A 25,251-nucleotide genomic window follows, 5' to 3' on the forward strand; every position below is an offset into this window, starting at 1 on the left:
CCCCTGAAAATCATTGAGTTCGCTGAGCCTATCACTCTTTAGGGTGAGATTGAAAAATTTTAGCATCTCACCCTTCGGGATCATGCCAAAAATAAGTGCTGGCCGTATTTTTAGGCAACTTCGCCATTGGAGACCGGAAAATTGCAGTTAAGCGAATATCGAACCTATGATGCAACTGGATTGGCAGAGCTTGTTGCCAAGGGTGAGGTTCAGCCAACCGAACTGCTGGAAACCGCGCTTGCCGGCGTAGCGGCGACCAATCCTGCATTGAATGCCATTGTCGCAACATTCGAAGACGAGGCTCGCCGCTTCATAAAGGAAGAGCTGAAGGATGGCCCGTTCAAAGGCGTCCCTTTCGTTCTGAAGGACCTCACCGCGCATTATGCTGGACAGCCAACGGGTGCTGGATGGCCGCCTCGCGCCTCTGTTACGCCGCAGCAAGACAGCGAATTGGTGCGTCGCTTCAAGAAGGCCGGGCTTGTCACCTTTGCCAAGACAGCCGTGCCGGAGCTGGCCATGGACTGGACGACCCGTTCGCGGGCGCATGGCGTCACCAATAATCCATGGAATCCGGGTCGCACGGCGGGGACGTCCAGCGGTGGCACCGCAGCGGCAGTTGCGGCGGGCATCGTGCCGATGGGTCACGGCAATGACGGCGGCGGTTCGATCCGTGTGCCATCCTCCGTCTGTGGATGTTTCGGCATGAAGCCAAGCCGGGGCCGCAATCCGGTTGCGCCTGCGGGAAGCACCTGGCAGGGCATGCTGGTGGAACATGCGCTAACGCGGTCCGTCCGCGATAGCGCCGCCCTTCTGGATGCGACCGCCGGACCGCATAGAGGGCAATTCTTCAACAGTCCCGCAGGGGGGCAATTCGCTGCCGAGGTGGGACGCGATCCGGGCAAGCTGAGAATTGCCGTTTCGACCAGGGCACCCTATGGCGCAGAAACCCATGCCGATTGCAAGGCCGCGGTCGCTGAGACCGTCAAGCTGCTTGAGAGCCTGGGTCATCATTGCGAGCCTTTCGATATCGACTTGCCTGATGACGGCTGGGATGCTTTTGAGACTTATATTCTCGCCGAATACGCAACCGACATGCGCCTTGAGGAAGGTGTCCTCGGGCGCAAGCTGACACAGGGTGATTTTCCGCAGATGCTGTGGGACATGATCGAGGCTGGAAACCGCATCAGCGCGGTCGGTGTCAATATCGCCACAACGCGCCTGCATGAGGTGGCCTCAGCCGTTTCCTCGACGTTTAAAACCTTCGATCTCTTCCTGTCGCCAACGCTTGCTCAACCCCCACTTCCGCATGAGGCTTTTCCGGCTTCGACTTCGATGCGCGGACACTATGCGTTTTATCTGTCGTGGATGCCTTATACGCATATCTTCAACGTCAATGGATCACCGGCCATGTCGGTGCCGCTCGTCTGGAACGACGAAGGCCTGCCGATCGGCGTTCAGTTTGCGGCTGCACCGACCGGCGAAGGTCTGTTGTTCAGGCTTGCCGCGCAGCTGGAGGCCGCTCGTCCATGGAGCAATCGGCGACCGCAGATTTCGGTCGCATGAAACTGAAACGCATAAAAATACAAAACAAAGGGAACGACGCATGAACCACAAACCAGACAAATCCCCGCTTGCCCGCAGCTGCGCAGTCGCGGTGGCGCTTGCCGCAGCTCTCACCGGGTTTTCAGCCAGCGCTGCCGAGCTGACCGTTGCGCGCTCTGTCGATGCCGACGGACTCGATCCGCAAAAGGCAAGCACGACACAGTCCTTGCAGATTACCAACCTGATCTTCGATACCTTGCTGACGATGGCCAAGGACGGCTCCGTCCATCCGGGCCTGGCCAGTGCCTGGACGATGGCGCCGGATGGCAAATCCTATGATTTCACCATCCGCGATGGCATTAAATGCCACGATGGCAGCACCTTCGATGCGGCGGCGGCCAAGGCCAGCCTCGACCGGGCGCTTGATCCCGCCACCGTCAATCCGAACCTCTCGGCCTGGGGTCCGATCACCAAAAGCAGCGTCGAGGGCAAGGTGCTGAAAGTCACTCTGTCCGAACCCTATGGTCCCTTCACGTCGTTCCTCACTAGCATCCAGGCCGGTTTTATCTGCCCGTCCTCGGCATCTGCCAAGGAATTCAAGCCGATTGGCACCGGCCCGTTCAAATTCGTCAACTGGACCCGCAATGACAGCATCCAGCTGGAGGCGAATGCCGATTACCAGAACGCCAACCCACTGATCGAAAATCCCGGCAAGCCACATATCGACAAGCTGACCTTTAAGGTCATCCCGGAAGCCGTGGCCAGGATGGCCGCCCTGCGCTCAGGCGAAGTCGATATGGTCGAGCCGTCTCTGGAAGAAGCCGCCGACCTGAAGGCTGACAGCAATTTCAAGGTCTACGCAGCAGACCTGTCCGGCCAGCAAATGCTGGCCGCCTTCACCTGGAAGATCAAGCCGCTCGACAATCCAGATATCCGCAAGGCGATCGGCATGGCCATGAACCGCGACGCCTATGCGTCGATTGCCTTTGAAGGCCTGGTCAACACCGCCAATTGCCCTGTGGCACCGAACCTGTTCTCGACCGATGAGGCGCTTTGCGCCAGCTGGGGCGTCAAATATGACCCCGAAGCCGCCAAGGCTTTGATGGCCAAGGCGGGCTACACACCGGAAAAGCCGCTGAAGGTGAAGCTTCTCGTTCACAAGCTGCCGGGCTGGGACCAGATGCATCAGATCATGCAACAGGATCTGGCTGCCATCGGCGTTCAGGCCGAGATCGAGACCCGCGAAGTGGCCGCTTATTTTGACTATATGAAGGGCGTCAACGAACGCACCGATGGCGAACCTGCCGTCTGGACCATGGGCATGTCAGGTGTCGATCCGGACTACCTCACTTTCCTTTGGAAACGTCCCGGCTTTGTCAATATGGGCATCAATGCCGACCTCGATGGCATGTTGGACGAGCAGCGCAAGCTTTCAGGTGATGCTCGCGCCGCCAAGATCCATGATATTGAAAAATATCTGATGGAGAATGCCTATGCGATCCCGCTGCTGTCACCTGGTTGGGGCTGGCTGATGGCATCGACATCGAAAGTCGATGGCTTCAAGATGGGCTTCATGGTGTCGCTGCTGTTCAACGACGTGAGCGTTAAGCCATAATGGGAGCCGCTGCTCCGGCCTGGCCGGGGCAGCCTTCCGATACAGACGGGTTCCAATGCTTGTTCTCATTTTCAAACGGCTGCTCATTGCCCTGGCGACGATTGTGTCTGTCATTATCCTGTCGGGCATTCTCATCCATATCGTCCCTGGCGATCCGGTCACTGCGATGATGGCGCAATCCGTAACCGCAAGTCCGCAAGCGATGGCGCAAATGCGGGCCAAGCTGGGGCTCGACCTGCCCGTATGGCAGCAGGTGGGGCTCTATACCTGGCACGTTTTCCAGGGTGATCTTGGCATGACAATCCGCGGCAACGAACCTGTCGCAAGATTGCTGCTCCAGCGGTTGCCAAACACCTTTGCTCTGGCGGTTTCAGGGCTCGGCGTTGCCCTTGCCATTGGCATACCGCTCGGTTTTCTGGCGGCAATCCACCGTGGAAAACTGACCGATACGGCCGTCATGGTGATTGCGGTTCTGGGTGTCTCCATCCCCGGCTTCTGGTTTGGGCTGATCATGATCCAGGTGTTTTCGCTGAAGCTCGGCTGGTTCCCAGTCGCAGGTTCGGGTTTTCGCAACATCATCCTGCCAGCCCTGACACTGGGTCTGACCTATTGCGCCTTGGTGGCGCGCATGACGCGCTCGGCCCTCGTTGAGGTCCTGGCCGAGGATTATATCCGCACGGCCCGCGCGCGCGGGCTTCGTGAGTATCAGGTGCTTTTGGTTCATGCCCTGAAGCCGGCGCTGATCAGCATCGTCACGGTTGTCGGGCTGGTCTTTGCCTATCTCCTCGGCGGTCAGGTGATCATCGAGAACGTCTTTTCGTGGAATGGCATCGGCCGGCTGGCCGTCCAGGCCATGCTGGAGCGTGACTATCCGATGATCCAGGGCTTCATTGTTGTCTTCGCCAGTTCGGTTGTCATCGTCTCGATGCTGATCGACATTCTCTACGGCTTTCTGGATCCCCGGATGAGGCAAAGATGACCAGCATCGCAAAACGCAGCATGTTCTCTCTCAGATTGCCCCTTAGTGTTTCGATAGGGCTGGCGCTTGCACTTGTCATCGTGCTGCTTTCTCTGCTGTCATCCTATATTGCTCCGTTTGATCCGATGAGGATGGCGTCAGGCCCCCGGTTGGCGGCGCCATCGGCAGCGCATCTTTTCGGAACCGACGAATTTGGCCGCGACCTTTTCAGCCGCGTGCTGCTCGGCGGACGGTTGTCGCTTGGCATCGGCCTCAGCGCCGTCGTCAGCGGTCTGGTAATCGGCGGTCTCATTGGTCTGATTGCCGCTTTCGGTGGCCGGGTTGTCGAGGCTCTGCTGTTGCGGCTTATCGATGTGCTCTATTCGTTTCCCGATACGTTGATCGCCCTTGCGCTGGTCGCTTTCCTCGGGCCAGGAATAGAGAACGCAACACTGGCAATCGCCATCAGTCTCGTTCCCTTTTATGCGCGGGTGGCCTATGGCCTTGCGGCTGCCGAGCGGGCAAAACCCTATATCGAAGCCGCCAGACTTGCAGGCACACGGTCCGCCCGGCTGGTCCGCGTCCATGTCATGCCGAATATTGTGCAAAGCCTGATCGTCATGGCAACACTCGGATTTTCGTCCGCCATCCTGTCCGCCGCCGGGCTTTCGTTTCTGGGGCTTGGGGTCCAGCCGCCATCGCCGGAATGGGGCGCTATCCTTGCCTCGGGGCGCAATTATATCACCAAAGCCCCATGGATATTGATCTTTCCCGGATTGGCGATCTGCCTCACCGTGCTTTCCTTCAATCTGATCGGTGACAGTCTCAGGGACCTCATCGACCCCCGCCGAAAGGCAAGACCATGACGGAACCTTATCTGCGCGTCCGCGATCTTAAGGTTGCCTTCCCCACCAGGCAAGGGTCGTTCGCCGCTGTCGATGGTGTTGGGTTCGACCTTGCCAGAGGTGAAATCCTCGCCCTTGTTGGCGAATCCGGCAGCGGCAAGAGCATGACGTCGCTGTCGATCATGCGTCTTCTGCCCGAGGCGGGGACAATGTCAGGCACGATCCAGATCGATGGGCAGAATATTGCCGGGCTTCAGCGCCGTGACATGGAAGATGTGCGCGGCGCCAAAATTGGCATGATCTTCCAGGAGCCGATGACGTCGCTCAATCCGGTCCTGACCATTGGTCGCCAGATGAGCGAAGGCTTGATCCGCCATAAGGGCATGGCGCGTCGTCTGGCGCTGGAGCACGCCATTGCCGCGCTTGAGGATGTCCGCATTCCCGATCCCCGGCGTATTCTCGGCCAGTATCCGCATCAACTGTCCGGCGGGATGCGCCAGCGCGTGATGATTGCTGCTGCCCTGACCCTGAAACCCGGCGTGCTGATTGCCGATGAGCCGACCACGGCGCTCGACGTGACAGTCCAGGCGCAGGTGCTGGATCTGCTTGTTGATCTCAAACTGCGCCACCGGTCAGGCATTCTGTTGATCACCCATGACATCGGTGTGGTTGCCGAAACGGCGGATCGTGTCGCGGTCATGCGCGGCGGGCGCATCGTTGAAACCGGCTCGGTCGCGCAAATTCTGTCTGCGCCGCAGCATGACTATACCAAAGCGTTGCTGGCCTCGCATCTGACCGTAGAACGGGCCATGCAGCAGCGCCGCGACAAGACAAAGGCCAATGCCAAATGACCACAGAACCAATCCTGGCCCTTGAGACTATCCGCAAGGTATTTTCCGCGAACGGGCGAGAGGTGAGGGCGCTCAACGGCGTGTCTCTCAGTCTTGGGCGCGGCGAAACGCTCGGGGTAATCGGCGAAAGCGGCTCCGGTAAATCGACGCTGGGCCGTATCGCCGTCGGGCTTGAAACCGCTGATAAAGGCACGATCCGCATCGGTGGGACCGATATTGCCGGTCTTTCAGCGCCCTTGCGCCGTGAGGCGTTTCGCCATTGTCAGATGATCTTTCAGGATCCGTATTCCTCCCTCAATCCCAGACTGAAGATCGGTCGCCAGATCGGGGAGGGGATCTACGCCACTGGCGTCGCCAATTGGAAAGAAATCGGCGAGAGCGTTGCCGATCTTCTAGAGAAAGTCGGGCTCAAGCGGGATTATGCGGATCGCTATCCGCATGAGTTTTCCGGCGGCCAGCGTCAACGTATCGCCATTGCCCGTGCACTTGCGCCAGGGCCGCAGGTGGTGATTGCCGATGAACCCGTTTCTGCCCTTGATGTCAGTATTCAGGCCCAGATTCTCGACCTTCTGGCCGATTTGCAGAAAGAGAATTTTCTCTCCTACCTGTTCATCTCGCATGACATGGCAGTCGTTGCCCATCTCTGCGACCGGGTCGCCGTGATGCATCATGGTCGCATCGTGGAATATGGCCCGGTCGAAGCGATTGTTGAACATGCCCGGCATCCTTATACGAAGAGCCTGCTGGAAGCCGTTCCGCGCCTTGGCCGCCGCCGTAGCGGCGAGAGACGTGTGCCCGTCGCGCTGCCCACCCATGGGGATGATGATCCCTATGAGGCGGTTTCGCCCGGCCATTGGGTCTTGGCGCATAGCCCTATGTAATGGATTGGGGACCCTGCGGCGTTACGGCACCTTTCTTGCATCTGTCTTTTCAAAAGAACGTGACGCGCAACAATAAGGGGTAACTCATGCCGAAATCTGTTCAAGACGATGCAATCGAGGCAGGTACGCTGCTGTCCGTGCAAGGATTGACTGTCGGCTTGCCGCCGGGCATGGATCGCCGATATGCGGTGGAAGATATGTCCTTCGACCTGAAGGCTGGAGAAATTCTCTGCATTATCGGCGAGTCCGGCTCGGGCAAATCCGTGACGGCCAATGCCACGATGGGGCTTCTGGCGCAGTCTCTCCACATTGTATCCGGCAGCATCATGCTGGAGGGCCAGGAACTGGTCGGTGCCGATGCCGCCACCTTGCGTGCGTTGCGTGGCCGGATCGTTTCGATGATTTTCCAGGACCCGTTGTCGGCGCTCAACCCTTTGATGACCGTCGGCGATCAGATCGCCGAGGTCATGGAAGCCCACGGCATTGGCACGCAGCAGGAGCGCCGGGCGCGTGTTCTCGACCTGATCACCGAAGTGGGGCTGCCGGACCCGGAACTGATGCAGCATCAATATCCCTTCCGATTGTCCGGCGGTCAACGACAGCGCGTGATGATTGCCATGGCGCTGGCGCTTGAACCGAAGGTGTTGATCGCTGATGAGCCGACCACCGCCCTCGACGTGACGACACAGGCGCAGATTCTTGAGTTGATCGCGTCTATCCAGCGCCGCAAGCAGATGAGCGTGATGTTCATCACTCATGATTTCGGCGTGGTGGCCGAGATTGCCGACCGTGTGATTGTCATGGAAAAGGGGCATGTCGTCGAACAAGGGTCGGCTTCCGTGGTGCTGAAAAGCCCTGATCATCCCTATACGCAACGGCTGATCGCCGCCGTGCCGCGGATGCGCGCAAGCGACCGTGAGAATGAGGCGGATACGCCTGTTGTTCTGGAGGCCCGCAATCTCTGCAAGACCTATGGGACTGGTTCAGGTTTCCTGTCGAAGGGCCGGGTGATCAAGGCGGTCGATGATGTCTCCTTCACGATCGCCAAAGGCCGGACGCTGGGTATTGTCGGGGAATCCGGGTCGGGGAAATCATCGCTCGGCCGTCTTCTCGTCAAACTGATGAACAGCGATTCCGGCGAAATCCTCTTCGGTGGCCGTGATATTGCACCCCTGTCGGAAGAGGCTTTCCGCTCGATGCGGCCCTATATCCAGATGATCTTTCAAGATCCTTTCGCCTCCCTCAATCCGCGCCAGACCATCGGTCGCATCTTGACCGTCGGGCCGGTGGCACAGGCGACGCCCATTCACGAGGCGCGAACACGCGCGATGCGGCTTCTGGAGCGGGTCGGCCTCGATGCAGGCGCCTATGATCGGTATCCACATGAGTTTTCAGGCGGCCAGCGCCAGCGTATCGGTATAGCCCGCGCATTGATGTTCAATCCCATGCTGATCGTAGCGGATGAAGCCGTTTCGGCGCTCGATGTTTCGATCCAGGCGCAGATCCTTCAGCTGCTGACGGAAGTGCAGCAGGAAATGAAACTGGCCATGGCCTTTATCACCCATGATCTGCGCGTCGCCAGCCAGATCTGCGATGAGATCGCGGTGATGTATAAGGGCCGTATTGTCGAATACGGACCACCCTCGCAGATCTTCCGCAACCCTACCCATGATTATACCCGCCAACTCGTTTCCGCTATTCCCGGAACCGAATGGGAGCCTGCCGTGATGGTGTAATTCCTACATTGGCTTGGCCTGGCTTCAGCTCGAAATGACCTTGAATGCCTGTCTTTGAACGAGGCGCGTCTGCTTGCCAATCGTGCAAGAAAGGGCATGCCTTCTGGCTGGGCGGCTATATTTTAGGCGGTATTGTCGGATGCGTAAATTTGCATCTTCAATGTCAAAAAAATAGTTGCAAATGTCCATTAATGGGCGTTCAATCCTCTCAAGCAAAGAATAGGCGATAGAATGGCCCTCACGCTCTTTCGTCCATATCCGGCGTTCAACGCGCTGACAAAATTGTGTTTTCGGGAGTTAACTGGAAATCGATTAATTGTGTCTTTCGCTTAAATAGCTCTGCGGCGGGGTGTTTTTGGCGATGACAATGGGACAGGGCGACCAGATGGCGGCGGTGGAACTGGATGTTCTGGAAAATGTCCTCAGCTATTACATCCGTACGATCAACATGGCGGTTTCCCGCGATCTCGATCAGAAACTTGGTAAGCTCGAGGTTGCCAAGGGGACCGGCAAGATCACCACGCTGTTGTTGGTCGATAGCCATCCAGGCATCCGGTCCTCCGCCATCGCGCAACTTATCCTGAAGGATCGTTCGGCCATGGTACGGTTGGTTGATCAGATGGAAGAGCAGGAGCTCCTGCGGCGCGAGGTGGATGACGACGACAACCGTGCCCAAGGCCTGTTCATCACGCCCAAGGGTGCTGCTCTGGCAAAGCGTGTTCGTCCCCTTGTCGTGAAACAATCGCGGGATTTCTTTCCCGATATTACCGACGAAGAACATCAGATGCTGATCTCGGTACTCGGGCGTACCTATCGGCGCATTATTGGTCTTTAGAGTTTGCCTTAGGAAAAGTGGAAGCCGGTTTTCCTGAAAAGACAAACAACAACTGCCAGCTTGAGGAGCTTTTTGACATGCCAGGTCCCTATGTTGTTCCCGTCCATGGGGATGCGGAACTACCGAGCCACGTGGATGTCGTTGTTATCGGCGGCGGCATTATCGGTACATCCACCGCACTTGAACTCGCCGATCAGGGATTGAGAGTGGCGCTCTGCGAAAAAGGCGGCATCGGCCACGAACAGTCCAGCCGCAACTGGGGTTGGGTTCGGATTTCGAGACGCGATCCGCGCGAAGTGCCGTTGATGGCCGAGTCGCTGCGCATCTGGACCGATCTTAACCGCCGCACGGGCCGGGAAACCGGCTTCAAGCGTTCAGGCATCGTGTTTACCTGCGCCACCGAGAAGGAATTTGCCGAACACGAGCGCTGGAACAGCAATCTGGACGGCTATCAGATCGAAAGCCGGATGCTGAGCGCCAAGGAGTTCCGGGAGAAATATCCAGGCTCCGACATGAATATTGCCGGTGCGCTTTACACAGCGGGTGACTGCCGCGCCGAACCGCAGAAGGCCGCACCCGCCATTGCCGAGGCGGCCCGCGACCGGGGCGCCTTCATCCTCACCGAATGCGCGGTGCGCGGTCTCCAGCTTTCCGGCGGCAAAGTGTCAGGTGTGGTGACGGAGCGCGGGGAGATCGCCTGCCAGTCCGTCGTCCTGGCGGGCGGTGCCTGGTCCAACCTGTTCTGCGGCAATAACGGCCTCGACCTTCCGCAGTTGAAGGTGATGAATTCCGTGCTGCGCACCAAGCCGCTGGAGGGTGGCCCGGAGGAGGCGATCTGGTCAAATGGATTTGCCATTCGCAAGCGGTCGGATGGCGGCTACACGATTGCCAACGGCTTTCAGAATATCGTCGATATCGTGCCAGCCTCTTTCCGGTATGCGCGCAATTTCCTGCCCGCGCTGCGCCATGAATGGCGTTCTCTCGATCTGCGGCTGACGGGCCGGTTCTTCGATGAATGGCGCATTCCGCGCCGCTGGTCGCTCGATGAGGCGTCTCCGTTCGAATACAACCGCGTGCTGGACCCTGTGCCGTCAAAGGCGATGACCGACGGTGCGCTGGCCCAGCTCAAGAAGGCTTTCCCCATCTTCGAAAAGGCGGAGATTTCGCAGCGCTGGGCCGGCATGATCGATGTGACGCCCGATGCCATTCCGGTTATCGATGCCATCGACGCCATTCCCGGCTTTCACGTCGCCACTGGCTTTTCCGGCCATGGTTTCGGCATCGGACCGGCTGCCGGTCGGCTGATGGCCGATATCGTCACGGGACGCAATCCGATTGTTGACCGCAAGGATTTCCGGTTCAGCCGCTTTAGCGATGGCTCGAAAATCGAACTGATCAGCGGCTTTTGAATGCGACATGGCTTATGCGAAGGCTTCGAAGATGCTCACGCATCCTCGCCTTCATAGTTCGAATATCTCAAATGCATCAGAGGCTTGAGATATTCGAAAATGCAATACGGCCCACCATTTTCAATGGTTTGCCATATTAAATCGCTCCGGCAGAGAGCGAGCAGGATGAAGGTCGATAACCACCAGAAAAAAGGGAACATGCAATGTCCGATAAGGAACGCAATTCGATACCGCATCCCACGCGTCGCCAGACGCTTGGCCTCATGGCGCTTGGAGCGTCCGGCGTGCTTCTCTCGGGGCTGCCAATCTCGGAGATTCGCGCGGCCAGTGCCGCGACCAAATCGATCAAGGGACAGCTGACTGTCGGCTTTTCCCAGGAGCCGACGGTTTTCAATCCGCATATGCCTCATATCGAAGTGGATGAAGGCATTCATTTCAGCATATTCGATACGCTGTTCAGCGTTGATGCCGCCGGCAAATTCGTTCCGGGGCTGGCCGTGGACGTCCCGAGCGTCGAAAACGGCGGCATCTCAGCCGATGGCCTGAAGTGGAAGATCAAGCTGCGCGATGGCGTGACATGGCATGACGGCAAGCCGTTCACCGCTGAAGACGTCAAGGCAACGCTCGAACTGCTGGTCGATGCCAATTTCCGCAGCTGGCGTAAAACCGGCCATGAATTCGTCCGTGACCTGACCGTTGTTTCTCCCACGGAAATCACCTGGCGGATGGACAAGCCCTTCGCGCCCTATCCTTCCATTCTGGCCTCGACCTTCATCACGCCGAAACATCTTCTGTCGGCCAGCGCCGATCCGAACAATGCGCCGTTCAACACCGCGCCGGTTGGCACCGGTCCGTTCAAATGGGCTGAGCGGGTCGCCGGAGACCATATCCTGCTGGCTGCCAACCCGGATTATTTTGGTGACGGCCCCTATGTCGAAAAGCTGATTTACAAATACGTTCCCGATCTGAATGTCATGTACACCCAGTTCAAGACGGGCGATATTGATGTGGTCGGGTTGCAGTGGATCACGCCCGATCACTACGAGGAAGCCAAGGGGCTGGACGGCAAGGTGGTCAATGTGGTGCCGGGTTCGACGGTTGAATCCTTCACCTTCAACATGGAGCGCCCACAGTTCAAGGAAGCGGCGGTGCGCGAGGCTCTGTATGCCGCCATCGACAAGCAGTCGATTATCGAAGCGCTCTATTACGGCCTGCCGACCCCCACCGAAAGCTATGTGCCGCAGCAATCCTTCTACTTCAATCCTGACCTGCCGAAGCATGAATATGACATCGCCAAGGCCAAGAAGCTGCTGGATGATGCCGGCTGGGTGGCTGGTAGCGACGGCATTCGCGCCAAGGGTGGGGTTAAACTGTCCTTCACCTGCTCAACGACGGCGGGCAACCATATCCGCGAACAGGTCCAGCAATTCCTGCAACAGTCCTTCAAGGATATCGGGGTGGAAATGACCATTTCCAACCTGCCGCCAGCGGTGATGTGGGGCGATTATTGGACGCTGTCGAAGTTCGACGCCGTCATCGTTGGCCTGGATTTCCTGACGGGGTCCGATCCCGACACTTCCAATTTCTTCCGTTCTACGGCGATCCCGGCCAAGGGCGGTTCCGGCCAGAACACCTGGCAGTTTTCCAACCAGCAAGTAGACGAGCTGCTCACCAAGGGCGGCGAGCTGTTCGTACCGGAGGAGCGCAAGGCCGTCTACCTGAAGATCCAGGAGATCATGCGCAAGGAACTGCCGCTCCTGCCAATGTTCCAGTATGCGACCGTGCGCGGCCACAAGCAGGGCGTCGAGAACGTGACGCCCAACGTGAATGTGCGTATCGACACCTGGAACGTCGCCACCTGGCGCTGGGCCTGACGACATAGTGTATCATTCTTTAAATCGGAATCGGTTTAAAGAGAAAATTATGCAACAAATATAAGGAGCTACAGCGATGCTTTGTGCGCATATATGGCGCACGGCGCTGTAGTGCGCCGGACGCCTCGGCGTCCGGCATGCCTGAGCCCGTTCACCCATGAAGCGGAGCCTGCCTATGCTCTCTTATCTTTTCAACCGGCTGATGCAGAGCCTTGTTCTGCTGCTGCTCGTTTCGATCATCGGATTTGCCATCCTCAATCTCGCGCCCGGCGGCCCGCTGTCGCAATATGCGCTGACTCCGGGCATGACGCGCGAGGCAATGGACCGGATCGCCCATCAGATGGGCCTCGACCGGCCATTACCCATCCAGTATCTCGACTGGGTCTGGCGGCTGCTGCAAGGCGACTGGGGAAAATCCTACCGCGACCAGCAGCCGGTGCTGTCGATCATATCAAGCCATTTCTTCGCCACCCTGCTCTTGATGGGAACATCGACCGTCATTGCCGTCATTCTCGGTGTCTGGATCGGCATCAAGGGCGCCACCCGTCGCTATTCCCTTTTCGACTATGCGGCAACTGTCGGCGCCATGGTGGCACTGTCCATTCCGACGTTCTGGTTTGGTCTCGTGGCAATCTATGTTTTCGCGTTGAAGCTGAAATGGTTGCCAGCCGGTAATATGTATACGATCGGCAATGGCTCCTTTTCCGATTATGCCATCCATCTGGTCATGCCGAGCCTTGTGCTGGCGCTGGTCGATATCGCCGTGTGGAGCCGCTATATGCGGTCTGCCACACTGGAGGTGATCAACCAGGATTTTGTGCGCACCGCTAAGGCCAAGGGCGTGTCCCCCCGCCGGGTGCTGATGAAACATGTCGTTGGCAATGCGTTGCTGCCGATGATCACGCTTGCCGGTATGCAGCTTCCCATCGTGCTCGGCGGCGCGCTTGTGACCGAGACGGTGTTTACCTGGCCGGGTATGGGACGGCTGTTTCTCGACAGCCTCGGTTATCATGACTATCCGGTCGTGATGGGCCTGCTGATGTTTACAGCCGTCTTCGCACTGATCGGCAGCCTTGTCGCCGATCTTCTTGTCGCATTCGTCGATCCCCGTATTCGGCTCGGTTGACGAAACCCTGTCGCGAACCGAAGGAGAAGCCCATGTCCATTGCTATTCCGTCTCCGGTCCCGCCCGCGCGGCCTTCGCGCTGGTGGCGGAGCCGCGTCGCACGCCGGTTCTTCCGTCACAAACTCGCCCTTGTCGGCCTGGTGATGATCACGCTGTTGGTCTTTGCCTGTGTGGCTGGTCCCTCTCTTTTGCCCTATGACGAGTTGTTTATCGATCTGCGCGCCCGCTTTGCGCCGCCCCTGACTGGCGCCCACATCTTCGGCACCGATCCGCTGGGGCGTGACATCGCCGCAAGGTTGTTCAATGCCGGGCGTATTTCGCTGTTGATTGGTTTCTTCGCCATGCTGATGTCCACCGCTATCGGTGCCGTCGTTGGCGTTGTCGCGGGATATCGCGGCGGATTGATTGGCACGGTGCTGATGCGCTTCGTCGATGCCTTCCTGTCCTTTCCGTCGATCTTTCTGCTGCTGGCACTTGCCGCCTTTATCAGGCCAAGCCCGTTGATGATCACGGTCATCATCGCGGTGACATGCTGGATGGAAGTCGCCCGGATTGTGGAAGCGGAGGTGCGTTCGCTGCGCGAGCGCGATTTCGTTATGGCCGCCCGAATGCTGGGGCTGCGCAACAGCCATATCATGATCCACGAACTCCTGCCCAATGCGGTCGGTCCGATCATCGTTGCCGCTACGCTGACGGTGGCCCGCGCCATCCTGCTCGAAGCCTATGTCAGCTTCCTCGGCTATGGTATCCAGCCACCCTTGCCGAGCTGGGGTAATATGCTCAACAGTGCGCAGCAATATCTGGGAAGTGCGCCTTGGCTCGCCATCGTGCCGGGTGTCGCCATCACGCTTGCCGTCACCAGCTTCAACTTCATTGGCGATGGTTTGCGTGATGCGCTCGACGCGCGCAGCGATAACCCATGAGCTAGCTTTCTTTTTTTGATACTCCCGCAAAGACAAACGAAAACAAGAAAAGCGAGAGTCTGTCAGGTCCAATCCGAACCTGACAGACTCTAGCTTCTTTTTTGAAAACCATTTGACTAAATAAAAGACCGGTGTCACTCTTCTGTCATCCAGGGGGCTTTCGACATGGCTTTGCGTGGCACCAATCAAGAATCAGGAAGGCCGTATAATCGGCGGATCGTTTTGGAATCGATCCGGCTGCATGGGCCGACAACACGCGGCGATATCGCCGAACGGGTGGGCCTGACGGTCCAGACTGTCTCCACCATTGTGCGCGAACTTGAGGATCAGGGGCTTCTCCTTTCGGTACGGGAAAAACCAAAGGGGCGCGGGATTCCGCCGTCGGCACTGACCATCAACCCGGAAGGCGGGCATGCTGTCGGCATTCACCTCACACCGCTCGGCATTGAAGCGGCACTCGTCAATCTTCGTGGCGAAGTGGTCGAAAGCCGCCAGCGCTCGGCGCCGAATGCCATGCCGGACGAGGCTTTTGCCTTGATCGGGGAGATGGTCGCAGACCTGAAGGCAAGCTCGCGCCGGGGCCGGTTGCTCGGTGCCGGTCTGGCCCTGCCTGGCCCGTTCGATGTGGACTCCATGAGCTTCGTTGGGCCGACCACCATGGCGGGCTGGAAGAATGTCTATATCCGTCAGCGGCTTGCCGATGCGACGGGTCTGCCAGCCTTCATGGAAAACGACATGGCAGCGGCGGCTTTGGGCGAGCAGTTGTATGGTCTCGGACAACAGTTTTCGGATTATTTCTATCTGTTTTTCAGCGTTGGTCTCGGGGGTGCCATGATGCATGACGGCGTCGTGATGCGGGGAGCCTGGGGCAATGCCGGTGAAATCGGCCATATCGCCGCCGTTCCCGATGGTGAGTTGTGTCATTGCGGAAACTGCGGCTGCCTGGAGCGCTATCTGTCGCTTGATGCATTCAAGAGAAGTGGTTTGTCTGAGGAGGATTGGGTCGATGTGATTGCGCCGATTTTCCGCAGCGCGATCCGCACGATCGAAAACCTGTTCGACCCGGAAACCATCGTGCTGGGCGGACTCGCGCCGCAATCCCTGATCGAGCGGCTGGCGACGCTTGGTGAGGGTCTCACCAACTCGATTTCCGCCCGCACTAACCGCACCGTTCCACGGGTTGTGGTTGCCAGCGACTGTCAGCGCTCGGCGCTGCGGGGGGCTGCTGCACTCGCGGTCTTCGGTGTTCTGTCGCCGCGCTTCGGTCAGATGTTTGAAACCTCAGAGAAAGGGATTGCCGTATGACCGAAAACCTCCTCGTCCTCGACGATATCCGCATGAATTTCGGCGCAATCGAAGCCCTGAAGGGCATCAGTTTCTCAATCGGCAAGGGCGAAGTCGTAGCCCTGCTCGGGGATAATGGTGCGGGAAAATCGACGCTGGTGAAAATCATTTCGGGCGGCTTGCAGCCGACCTCGGGACGCATGCTGTTCGAAGGCGAGCCTTTTCAGGCAAAGACGCCTGCCGAGGCCAAGGGTGCCGGTATCGAAACCGTCTATCAGGACCTGTCGCTCTGCACCAATGTCGATGTGGTCGGCAATTTCTTCATGGGCCGCGAGCTGACCCGCAAGGTGGCGGGCATTCCCTTTCTGGATGAACGCGCCATGGAAGACATTACAGCCAAGGCGCTGGCCAGCGCGGGAACCCGTATTCCTTCCATGCGCACCAAGGTCGAGCACCTGTCCGGCGGCCAGCGCCAGGCCATCGAGCTCAACCGCTTCGTGCATTGGGGTGGCAAGCTGGTCTTGCTCGACGAACCCTTTGCAGCGCTTGGCGTCGAACAGACCCGGCGCGGACTGGAGATGATCCGTCATGTCGCCAGCCAGGGCATCGGCGTCGTCATCATCACCCATATCATGCAGCAGGCCTTTCAGGTCGCAGATCGCATTGTCGTCATCCGCCACGGTGTTGTCGCCGGTGATGTAGAGCGAAGCCAGACAAGCCCGGATGCAGTGATCGAAATGATCACAGGGCAAACCCTCGCCGGAGCCGGACCGGTGAGCCAATAAAAATGAAAAGGGGTCCGGTGAACTGGAGAGAAACCAATGAAACGACTATTGACAGTCTTGCTGGGCATTCTGATGCTCAACCTCGCGGCGTGGACATCGGCTGCCGCCCAAACAAAAGGGATGGTTTATTACCTCGTTCCGACCTTGCTGGATGAATTCCAGACCGGCTCGGTGAACGCGCTGAGCATGTTCCTGGGGCAGGTCGGCTATGAGATGAAAACACTCAATGCCGACAACAAGACAGATGCCCAACAATCGCAGATGAATGACGTAATTGCGTTGAAGCCCGCGGCGATCATCCTGGCCGCAGTAGACTTCAACGCGCTCAAGCCGTCGATTGAGGCCGCGCGCGCCGCAGGCATTCCTGTCGTTGAATTCGACCGGCAGATCACATCGACACCCTCGGATTTCACCTCGGTTGCGGGCACGGTCGAGATTGGCCATATCGCCGGTGACCACGCGATCAGCTTGCTCAAGGGCAAAAATGGGGATGTAAAAGGGAAGATCCTTCAGGTTCCCGGCGATCCCGGCGATCCCTACACGCTCGATATCCAGAAGGGTTTTGAGGAGAAAATCAAGGCCTTTCCCGGCGTCAAAATCATCTCGGTCCCCGCCGTGCAGTGGGAAGCCAGTGCCGCCGGAACAATCGTTTCCGACCAGATGCTTGCCAATCCTGACATCGATCTGATCTTCCTGCATGCTGCCCATCTTTCGGTCGCTGCCGTTGCCTCGCTTGAGGCTGCCGGCAAGAAGCCGGGCGACGTGATGTTGATGAGTTCCAACGGTGCGCCCGTTGGCCTCGACCTGATCCGCAAGGGCTGGCTGAATGTCGAAGTCGAGCAACCGCTCTATGCACAGGCAGCAGCCATTGCGATGTTCATGGACAAGGTCGTCGGCAAAAAGCCGATCAAGGCTGGAGACTATGATGTACTTGGGCTGAAGAGCGTTGTGACCATGGAAACCTGGGGACCGAACATCAAGATCCCTGGCTCTGCCATCACCAAGGAGAATGTCGATAACCCATCCTTCTGGGGCAATCTGAAGCCGCCGACAGCTGCGATCAAATCCGTCGAGTGAACGGCCTTCATTCCGGGGCCTGATGGCCCCGGATTTCCCTTCTCCAATCCGGATGCGCCGCATGACGTCTCATACCCGTAAAACTCTTGAATTCGTCCTCGACAATCTCGTCTGGTTCATGCTCATCCTCGTGCTGGCCATGTTCTCAGTGCTGATCCCGAACTATTTCCAGATCGGTATCTTCACCAATATCATCGAAGCATCGAGCGTGCTTGGTGTGATGTCGATTGGTCTCGCTCTGGTGATCATCACCGGCCATATGGATCTTTCTGTTGAATCCGTCGCAGCTCTGTCGGCCATGGCGGTCGGCATTCTGTTCTGCTCGGCAGGCATAGGGCTTGGTATCAAGCTTTCCCCCGAATGGCTGATGATACCCGTCTCGCTGCTGGTGGCTTGCGCCATCGGTGGGCTGATCGGGCTTATCAACGGCGTTCTCGTCGTCAAACTGAAGATGAGCGCTTTCATCATCACGCTCGCCTCCTTTATCTGGGTGCGCGGTATCGTGTTGGCCGTGTCCGGCGGACGCTCGGCCCAGGATCTGGCCCCTGCCATCCGCTGGTTTGCCATCGAACGCTTTATCGGCATTCCGCTGACAGCCTGGATCGCTATTGCCTGCTTCCTGATCTTCTCGGTGATGATGGCAAAGACGCCGTTCGGTCGTCATCTGGTGATGATCGGCGGCAATGAGACGGCAACCTTTCGGGCTGGCATTCGCGTCACCCGCAATCTGATTATCGCCTTCGTCATGGCCGGTGCCATTGCCGGTCTTGCTGGCTGGCTGCTGGCCGTTCGCACATCGGGTGCGACCGCCAATCTCGGTGTTGGCCTGCTGTTCAATGCTTTTGCAGCGGTGGTGATTGGCGGTGTCAGCCTCAAGGGCGGCGTCGGCGCTCTGCCGGGCGTCTATGCCGGGGTGCTGCTGCTCTCTTCCATCAATACAGCCATCAACCTGATGGGGCTGCCGGCGAATTATACCCAGGTCATTCACGGTTTCCTGGTGCTCGCAGCCGTTCTTCTCGATACCTTCAAACAAAGGCTCCGCCAGAGGCTCGCATGACAGACAGATTGAAAGACAAGGTCGCACTGGTGATCGGTGCATCTCGCGGCATCGGCAAAGCGATTGCCGTGCGGTTCAAGGAGGAGGGCGCGAAACTCGTGCTCGCCGATTTCAATGCGGAGGAAGGCAAGGCCGCAGCCGACGAACTCGGCATCGATTTTATCCGCACCGATATCGCTAGCATGCAGGATGCGGTTGCTGCCGTGGAATTCACTGTTGAACGCCATGGTCGGATCGATATCATCGTACAGAATGCTGGCATCTATCCCTGGCAATTGATCGAGCATACCAGTCCGGATGATTGGGATCAGGTGATGGCGGTCAATCTGCGGGGCTGTTTCAATGCCGCGCGGGCGGCACTTGCGCCGATGAAGACGCAAGGATCGGGGCGCATTCTCTTTACGTCATCGATCACCGGTCCACATGTCACCAGTCCGGGCCATGGCCATTATGCGGCAAGCAAGGCTGGTATCAACGGGTTCATTCGTTCGGCCGCACTGGAATTTTCGTCCTATGGCATCAATGTGAATGGGGTCGAGCCGGGCAACATCATGACGGAGGCCATCCAACTGCATCGAAGCGCCGCCTTCATCAAGAATATGGAGGATGCGATTCCACTCGCGCGTCTTGGGTCCCCTCGGGATGTGGCCAATGCCTTCCTGTTCCTCGCCTCTGATGATGCGAGCTACGTGACCGGCACGACCATCGTTGTCGATGGGGGACAACTTCTGCCTGAGGGTGCCGACTTCAGGATCTTGCCATCCTGATCGTATTTCCGGCTGCGCTGATGCCTACTATTCAAGGCGTGAGGATGCGTTGATAGCTCCGAGCTTTGCTTTTCGCCCATTCTGACAGGATGGGCGTCACAAAACCTGGATCAATTTGGCAAGAAGCCGGTCCAAGCGGGTGCGTTCAGGCGCGGAAAGGCTGCGAATGCCGTCCAGAAAATGCGAGGACCTGGCCACCTGTACCCGCGTCTCACGCAACAGCTTTTCACCGCTTTCGGTCATTTGTACATAGACCGTGCGTTTATCTGAGAGAGACGGGACGCGCTCGACGAACCCTTTGTCTTCCAATCTGGTGATACGGCCAGTTATCGCCCCGGTCGTGACCATGCAAAGTTCGGCAAGATCGCTTGGTCGCAACCGGTAGGGTGGGGATTGATGCCGAAGATGGGTGAGAACATCGACTTCGCCGATGCCGATATCGAATGCCACCAGCACCTCCTCCAGGGAGGCCTGGTCCAGGAGGTAAAGATGCCGAAGCCTCATGGCAATCGCGATGGGACTGCTGTCTTCCCCCGGGAAATCCTCTTCCCACTGACTAATAAGGTCCGAAAATAATCCTTCGGCTTGTGGCATTGCGCTTCACTTTTATCTCATGGCTAAAACACGTCATTTTGTGACGTCCTAAACTTCTTAATGTTTTCGGGCGCTTCACGCAATGCGCCATAAGAACGCGACCCCTCCAAACATTTTCAATTGACGAAAGTTATCTTAGTGCTAAGATACTTCTAAGGAATATGGAGGAGATATTCGATGGTTTCAAGTTCGGCGAAGCTGCATGATCCGGAGGAGGGATCAGCAGCAAATTTTCCTGATATTGATAATTTGAAGATCGCGTTTGGCCAGCTTCCATCTGGCGTTGTCATCGTGACGAGCCAAGGTTGTGGCGGTGAAATGGTTGGTGCAACTGTGAGCAGTTTCGCCTCTTTGTCATTCACACCCCCTCTCGTCATGCTTGGTTTGGCGCAAAGTTCCACAACGCTTTCTGCCATCCTCGACCATGGGCATTTCGCGGTCCATGTCGTTGCTGAGCCGCAGCAGGATATTGCTATGCGCTTTGCGTCCAGCCGCGCAGACAAGTTCAGCGATATCGATTTTAAATTGTCGCCATCTGGCGTGCCAATTCTGAGTGAATTCGACACGTGTTTTCACTGTGCCCTTGAGCGGGCCCAGTCGGCAGGCGATCATCAATTGCTGATCGGCCGTATTGTCGATGTATCGACAGTTGAGCGGGACACAACACCCGTCGCATGGTTTAATCGGCGTTTTCACATCTGCGAGCCGCGCGCCCTCGTCTAGTTTTGGCGCTTAGATTTGGCACCTAGATCTGCCGCCTCGACTTGCTTCAGGAAAAGTGCAGCCAAACTTTCCTGAAAAGACAAACGAAAACAACAGACTTTAGTGCATTGATCCGAACCCGGCTGTCGCCGCGCTTGGAGACATTCGCTCAAAAACATCCGGTACACGATGGTATGGATGGCGTGCTTGCGCCAGTGCCATGGTCGTGCGCACTCGAAAATTCCTGTTTTAAAGTGAGGAAATCCCATGGAAATGAACGCAAAGCAGTTTGACTATGTACTGCCCAATCCACCCATCTCTCCTTATAGCACTGAGGTTGGCCGTGAGATCCGTGCCAAAGCTGCGGCATTGGTGCCGCTGTTGCGTAAACACGCCCAGGAAGGCGAGGAATTGGGTGCCCTGGCGCCTGAAAGCTTGAAAGCCTTGAGCGATATTGGTGCGTTCAAACTTACATTGCCAACGGATTTTGGCGGGCATGCGCTTGGAGCGCGCGATGTGGTTGAGATCGTCACCGAATTTGGCCGAGGCGATGGCGCGGCGGGCTGGATGGCATTTGTCGCCGGTGGCCTGCGCAATATCCTGGCGTTTCCCGATCAGGCTGTGAATGAAATCTTTGCGGATGGGCGTGACTGGGTTGGCCCACTGGCCGCCGGAGCGTCGATTTTTGCCACCAAGGTTGGCTCGGCGCGGCGGGTCGAGGGCGGCTGGATGGTCAGCGGCTCCTGGCATTTCGGTAGCGGTTGCAAACATGCCAAATGGATTGCCGTGGGCGTCGATTATGAGGTTGCGCCGGGCCATATGGGCCGCGCCATGGCGGTTTTGAAGGCCGAGCAGGTCAAGATCATCGATAACTGGCATGTCATGGGCATGAAGGCCACGTCCTCCAATAGCCTGACGGTGACCGAAGAGCAGTTCGTTCCCGATCACCGATTTATGGATATGGCTGATTTCCCGGTTCGCATGGATGGAACACGCAAGCGTTTCCAGGGCTTTGCCAGCAAGTTCGATGGCCGTGGTCTGATGATCATGACCAATCTCACCCATATGGCGATCGTGCTGGGGATGGCTCGTGGCGCGCTGGAATCCTACATCGACATGGCGAGAAAGCAGCAGCCCTTCAATCTGCCTTATCCCCGGGTGGCCGAAATGGCATCGACGCAGGTCTGTGCTGCAAAAGCCTATGCGATGATCAAGATGGCGGAAACCACCGCCCTTTGCGCCGCCGATCTTCTGGATCGCCACGCAACGGAAGGACGCGAGGTCTCAGAGGAGCTGGAACAGGCGACGATGATGGAAAACGTCTACGCCGCGCACACCTTGGACAATGCCGTCAGCATCCTGCAACTCAATATTGGCTCCGCAACCGCGCATGAAAGCAATCCGTTCCAACGGTTCGTGCGCGATATCCGGGTGGCAATGCTGCATGGGGCGGTCAGGCTGGAGCCAACAGCCGAGATTTTCGGGCGCCGGATGATGGGACTTGCGCCATTTTCGATGTTTGCAGGCGGATTGCCTGATCGCGCCGCTTAGCCCGCGACGGATTTGAGCTGTAGGCGGGCTGTGGAGGCGGCCCGTCGACGGTTAACAAGAGGAGGATTTTTTATGCAGTCGAATAAGACGCATGCCCCTGCCAATTTTCGGGCAAATAAAGGTTTCGAATACAGTTTTCAGGCTGCCAAGGTGTTGGGCGCGCTATGGGCAATCGTGCTGCTGGTCGTGGCGGTGCCAAGTATCGGTACCGCCGTCGTCAACGCCCGAATGATCACCGATCTCAATATGGATCGAGCGGTCTTCGGTATGGGCTTTGGCCTTTTCGTGATGATGATGGGCTTTCAGGCCCCTGTCGTCGCGGTGTTGATCCGCAAATTCGGTTATCGGTCAACAGTTGCTTTCGGATGCCTTGTGCTGTTCCTGGGATCGGTTGCCATGGCGACTGTCGTGCACAATGGCTGGCAATATGCCGTGGCATTTGGTTTGTTGGCCGGTTCCGGCGTCTGCATTGCCGGCATGCTGCCAGCCCAGACAATCGTAACGAGATGGTTTCACGCACGCCGGGCCTTGGCTGTCTCCATCGTATTTTCAGCAGTCGAAATTGGCGGTTTCTTTTCTCCACCTGCGCTTGAAAGACTGATGGCGATATCAGGCGATTGGCGCACAGCTTGGTGGCTCATTGCCGGATCGGCGATCATTGCGATGATAACGGCCTATATAGCGCTCGATGAGCGGCGGGTCGAAAATTACATTTCCCGAAATCCTGCTCCTTCCTTCGCACGCGAAAACAGCAAGGTATTCAAAAGCACGACCCACTGGACACTTCGGGAAGCACTGGGAACCAAGGCTTACTGGCTTATTCTGATTTACATGAGCATTGCCGGGGTCGCCTGGATTTTCCTGATGGCTCATGGCGTGGTGCATCTGCGTGATATCGGCTATTCGCCTGCTGAAGCCGCTAACGCCGTCGCGGTCATTATCGTCGCCTCGTTCATTGGCAATATGACCGCTGGTTTCCTGGGCGATCGTATTTCACCATCGCTCATCTCAGCCGCCAGCATGGCCTTGATCATTTTCGGCTTTTGCATGGTCATCAAGCCCGTTGGCTTTACCGGCATCCTGCTCTACGCGCTTCCTGCCGGCATTGGCTACGGTGCCTCGCAGGTCTGCCTGATGGCTCTTCTGGGCAATTATTTTGGCAAGGCATCGTTTTCCGCCATTCTGGGTTCGATGATGCCGGTATCGACGCTCTGCGCGGCGATTGGCGCGGGGTCGGCAGGGGCGGTTTTCGATCAAACCGGCACATATGAATGGGTGTTTATCACGATCATCACCCTGTGCGTGGTCGCGTTCTTTGCCATTCTTGCAGCATCACCACCGCAAAACCGGGGAAACAAAGAGGAGGTCTCCGGCAGTCCAATCGCAGCGGAATAACAAATGATAAAAATGGGAGGGTGACAATGCGAACTTTAAATCTGCTGGCAGTGCCTTTGCTGCTTGCATCCTTGCTGCCGGCCGCAGCAGCCGATACGGCGCTGCCGTCAAGCGACACACCACCTGGCGAGGGAGGCATGCCCGGTCCGGTCTATTCCGGCCCCTTGGCCAGCGTGGGTAGAACGCTGCATGACAACGGTATCGACCTTCAACTCGATTTTGTCGATTTCTATCAGAATGCGCCGTCTTTTGGGGCTGCGGGTGGCTCATCAGCCAATTACGGCATGTTCATCTTGGGCGTTACCGGTAATCTGACACCGGATCTTCGGGTCAATCTGGTTGAGACAATCAACGCCCCGACTCAAAATGTCGACAATTATCTGTTTGATCTTTCGAATGCCTTTTTCCCTGTCCCGATCGTGAATTCGGACACCGATCTGACCCGTTTCACCATTGAAGGCGACCTTTTCAACGATCGGCTGACTGTTGAAGCGGGACGGATGGGCCTTAATCGCGACTTCATGAAAAAAGGCTTCTGCGGCGGCATTGGCTGCGTGCCCTCAACGCCGGCAATCACCCTCAACATGCCAGGCGAAGCACTGTCTGTCTGGGGTGGGAGACTGGCCTATCGACTGGATCAAACAACCACGCTGGGATTTGGAGCCATCGAGGACAATTCTGACAATTGGCAGAATGGCGATGGATGGGATTGGGGAACCGGCGATGCCAAAGGCTATATCGCCATTGCCAATATCAGCCATGACGAAACCTTCATGCAGAATGCCAACCCTTTGAAATACGAGGTCGGCGCTTACCACCGTTCCACCTCCTATGAAGACGCACTTTACAATAGCGGTTGGGGCAACCCGACCTTTGGAGCCAATACAAAAATTGTTAATCATGATGGCGGAACGAGCGGCGTTTACGGGCAGGTTCGCAAGGTCGTGTGGAGTGAGGCGTCCGGTAGCCCGATTCCCGAAAACCTCGCCGTCTATGGTGGCTTGTTCCATACGTTCGGCGATGGTCAGGCTTATCCCTGGGAGGCCTATGCCGGTGTCGAGTATTCAGGCTTCTGGAAGGAAAACCCGCTCGCAACAGTCGGTGCCTCCGTTCACTACATCCGCTTGAGTGAAGAGCGCGCGCAGTATGAACAGAATGCCCGGCGGTTCTTTTCGGGCGTCAACGAGAAACAGCCGCAGGACACGTTCATGGTCGACGTGCATGCAAGTACAGGCTTCTTTGGCAACGGGATTCTCGATTTCGGCGCTGCCTATATCATCAATCCAAACAATTCCATTCTGGCTGATTACTCAACCGGAAGAGAAAAGAACGGTGTCGTCATTTACGCGGCATTGGCTTTCGACCTGGGCGGCAGCCTCGGTCTTTCCCCCCGCAAGGGGCCCTGAGCCTGGTTCGATCTGAACCGGCGGCACTTTCACAATCA

The 25,251-nt window shown here is 57.4% G+C and carries 22 protein-coding genes; 21 read left to right on the forward strand and 1 reads right to left on the reverse strand.

Annotated elements, in window-relative coordinates; translation table 11 throughout:
* The first annotated feature begins 141 nt into the window (after nucleotides 1-141).
* The 17 genes from AVI_RS18620 to AVI_RS18700 all read left to right on the forward strand — a co-directional run bounded on the left by AVI_RS18620 (nucleotide 142) and on the right by AVI_RS18700 (nucleotide 19,565).
* Complete coding sequence (locus AVI_RS18620) at nucleotides 142-1,563, forward strand: amidase (protein WP_012653681.1); 1,422 nt, start codon at nucleotides 142-144, stop codon at nucleotides 1,561-1,563.
* Between the two features lie 40 nt (nucleotides 1,564-1,603).
* Complete coding sequence (locus tag AVI_RS18625; RefSeq protein ID WP_012653682.1) at nucleotides 1,604-3,157, forward strand: ABC transporter substrate-binding protein; 1,554 nt, start codon at nucleotides 1,604-1,606, stop codon at nucleotides 3,155-3,157.
* A 55-nt stretch (nucleotides 3,158-3,212) separates the two neighbouring features.
* Nucleotides 3,213-4,136, forward strand: a complete 924-nt coding sequence (locus AVI_RS18630; protein WP_012653683.1) for an ABC transporter permease — start codon at nucleotides 3,213-3,215, stop codon at nucleotides 4,134-4,136.
* Nucleotides 4,133-4,981 carry an ABC transporter permease gene (locus AVI_RS18635; RefSeq protein WP_012653684.1) on the forward strand — a complete coding sequence of 283 codons (849 nt, stop codon included), beginning with the start codon at nucleotides 4,133-4,135 and terminating at the stop codon, nucleotides 4,979-4,981. Before AVI_RS18630 ends, AVI_RS18635 begins: the two co-directional genes overlap by 4 nt.
* Nucleotides 4,978-5,811 carry an ABC transporter ATP-binding protein gene (locus AVI_RS31350; protein WP_012653685.1) on the forward strand — a complete coding sequence of 278 codons (834 nt, stop codon included), beginning with the start codon at nucleotides 4,978-4,980 and terminating at the stop codon, nucleotides 5,809-5,811. Before AVI_RS18635 ends, AVI_RS31350 begins: the two co-directional genes overlap by 4 nt.
* Nucleotides 5,808-6,692 carry an ATP-binding cassette domain-containing protein gene (locus AVI_RS31355; RefSeq protein ID WP_012653686.1) on the forward strand — a complete coding sequence of 295 codons (885 nt, stop codon included), beginning with the start codon at nucleotides 5,808-5,810 and terminating at the stop codon, nucleotides 6,690-6,692. Before AVI_RS31350 ends, AVI_RS31355 begins: the two co-directional genes overlap by 4 nt.
* Before the next feature lie 86 nt (nucleotides 6,693-6,778).
* Nucleotides 6,779-8,428, forward strand: a complete 1,650-nt coding sequence (locus tag AVI_RS18650; protein WP_012653687.1) for an ABC transporter ATP-binding protein — start codon at nucleotides 6,779-6,781, stop codon at nucleotides 8,426-8,428.
* A gap of 367 nt (nucleotides 8,429-8,795) precedes the next feature.
* On the forward strand, nucleotides 8,796-9,263 hold the full coding sequence (locus AVI_RS18655) for a MarR family winged helix-turn-helix transcriptional regulator (RefSeq protein ID WP_234892451.1): 468 nt from the start codon (nucleotides 8,796-8,798) through the stop codon (nucleotides 9,261-9,263).
* A 77-nt stretch (nucleotides 9,264-9,340) separates the two neighbouring features.
* Nucleotides 9,341-10,672, forward strand: a complete 1,332-nt coding sequence (locus AVI_RS18660; RefSeq protein WP_012653689.1) for an NAD(P)/FAD-dependent oxidoreductase — start codon at nucleotides 9,341-9,343, stop codon at nucleotides 10,670-10,672.
* Nucleotides 10,673-10,875: 203 nt separating this feature from the next.
* On the forward strand, nucleotides 10,876-12,546 hold the full coding sequence (locus AVI_RS18665; RefSeq protein ID WP_012653690.1) for a peptide ABC transporter substrate-binding protein: 1,671 nt from the start codon (nucleotides 10,876-10,878) through the stop codon (nucleotides 12,544-12,546).
* 175 nt (nucleotides 12,547-12,721) lie between these two features.
* On the forward strand, nucleotides 12,722-13,672 hold the full coding sequence (locus tag AVI_RS18670) for an ABC transporter permease (RefSeq protein ID WP_012653691.1): 951 nt from the start codon (nucleotides 12,722-12,724) through the stop codon (nucleotides 13,670-13,672).
* 32 nt (nucleotides 13,673-13,704) lie between these two features.
* Nucleotides 13,705-14,595, forward strand: a complete 891-nt coding sequence (locus tag AVI_RS18675; protein WP_012653692.1) for an ABC transporter permease — start codon at nucleotides 13,705-13,707, stop codon at nucleotides 14,593-14,595.
* A gap of 165 nt (nucleotides 14,596-14,760) precedes the next feature.
* Nucleotides 14,761-15,900 (forward strand): ROK family transcriptional regulator, encoded by a 1,140-nt coding sequence (locus tag AVI_RS18680; RefSeq protein WP_012653693.1) that lies wholly within the window; start codon nucleotides 14,761-14,763, stop codon nucleotides 15,898-15,900.
* Entirely contained in the window at nucleotides 15,897-16,664 is a 768-nt protein-coding gene (locus tag AVI_RS18685) for an ATP-binding cassette domain-containing protein (protein ID WP_012653694.1), read from the forward strand. Before AVI_RS18680 ends, AVI_RS18685 begins: the two co-directional genes overlap by 4 nt.
* Nucleotides 16,665-16,700: 36 nt before the next feature.
* Nucleotides 16,701-17,741, forward strand: a complete 1,041-nt coding sequence (locus AVI_RS18690) for a sugar ABC transporter substrate-binding protein (protein WP_012653695.1) — start codon at nucleotides 16,701-16,703, stop codon at nucleotides 17,739-17,741.
* A gap of 61 nt (nucleotides 17,742-17,802) precedes the next feature.
* Entirely contained in the window at nucleotides 17,803-18,798 is a 996-nt protein-coding gene (locus tag AVI_RS18695; protein ID WP_041698848.1) for an ABC transporter permease, read from the forward strand.
* Nucleotides 18,795-19,565: an SDR family NAD(P)-dependent oxidoreductase gene (locus AVI_RS18700; RefSeq protein ID WP_012653697.1), complete on the forward strand. Its 771-nt coding sequence runs from the start codon at nucleotides 18,795-18,797 to the stop codon at nucleotides 19,563-19,565. Before AVI_RS18695 ends, AVI_RS18700 begins: the two co-directional genes overlap by 4 nt.
* Nucleotides 19,566-19,661: 96 nt before the next feature.
* Here the strand turns inward: AVI_RS18700 and AVI_RS18705 are convergent, their stop codons facing one another.
* Entirely contained in the window at nucleotides 19,662-20,015 is a 354-nt protein-coding gene (locus tag AVI_RS18705) for a MarR family winged helix-turn-helix transcriptional regulator (protein ID WP_234617656.1), read from the reverse strand.
* A 321-nt stretch (nucleotides 20,016-20,336) separates the two neighbouring features.
* On the opposite strand from AVI_RS18705, the gene AVI_RS18710 reads away from it, so the two are divergent.
* The 4 genes from AVI_RS18710 (at nucleotide 20,337) to AVI_RS18725 (ending at nucleotide 25,213) form a co-directional block, all read left to right on the forward strand.
* Nucleotides 20,337-20,882: a flavin reductase family protein gene (locus AVI_RS18710; RefSeq protein ID WP_012653699.1), complete on the forward strand. Its 546-nt coding sequence runs from the start codon at nucleotides 20,337-20,339 to the stop codon at nucleotides 20,880-20,882.
* Nucleotides 20,883-21,128: 246 nt separating this feature from the next.
* A complete protein-coding gene (locus AVI_RS18715; RefSeq protein WP_012653700.1) occupies nucleotides 21,129-22,412 on the forward strand; it encodes an acyl-CoA dehydrogenase family protein in 1,284 nt (427 codons plus the stop codon).
* A gap of 72 nt (nucleotides 22,413-22,484) precedes the next feature.
* The gene (locus AVI_RS18720; RefSeq protein ID WP_012653701.1) at nucleotides 22,485-23,807 is read left to right on the forward strand and encodes an MFS transporter; all 1,323 of its coding nucleotides are present in this window, start codon (nucleotides 22,485-22,487) and stop codon (nucleotides 23,805-23,807) included.
* Between the two features lie 26 nt (nucleotides 23,808-23,833).
* Complete coding sequence (locus tag AVI_RS18725; RefSeq protein ID WP_012653702.1) at nucleotides 23,834-25,213, forward strand: carbohydrate porin; 1,380 nt, start codon at nucleotides 23,834-23,836, stop codon at nucleotides 25,211-25,213.
* Nucleotides 25,214-25,251: the final 38 nt, after the last annotated feature.

The organism is Allorhizobium ampelinum S4 (assembly GCF_000016285.1).
GTDB classification, from domain to species: domain Bacteria; phylum Pseudomonadota; class Alphaproteobacteria; order Rhizobiales; family Rhizobiaceae; genus Allorhizobium; species Allorhizobium ampelinum.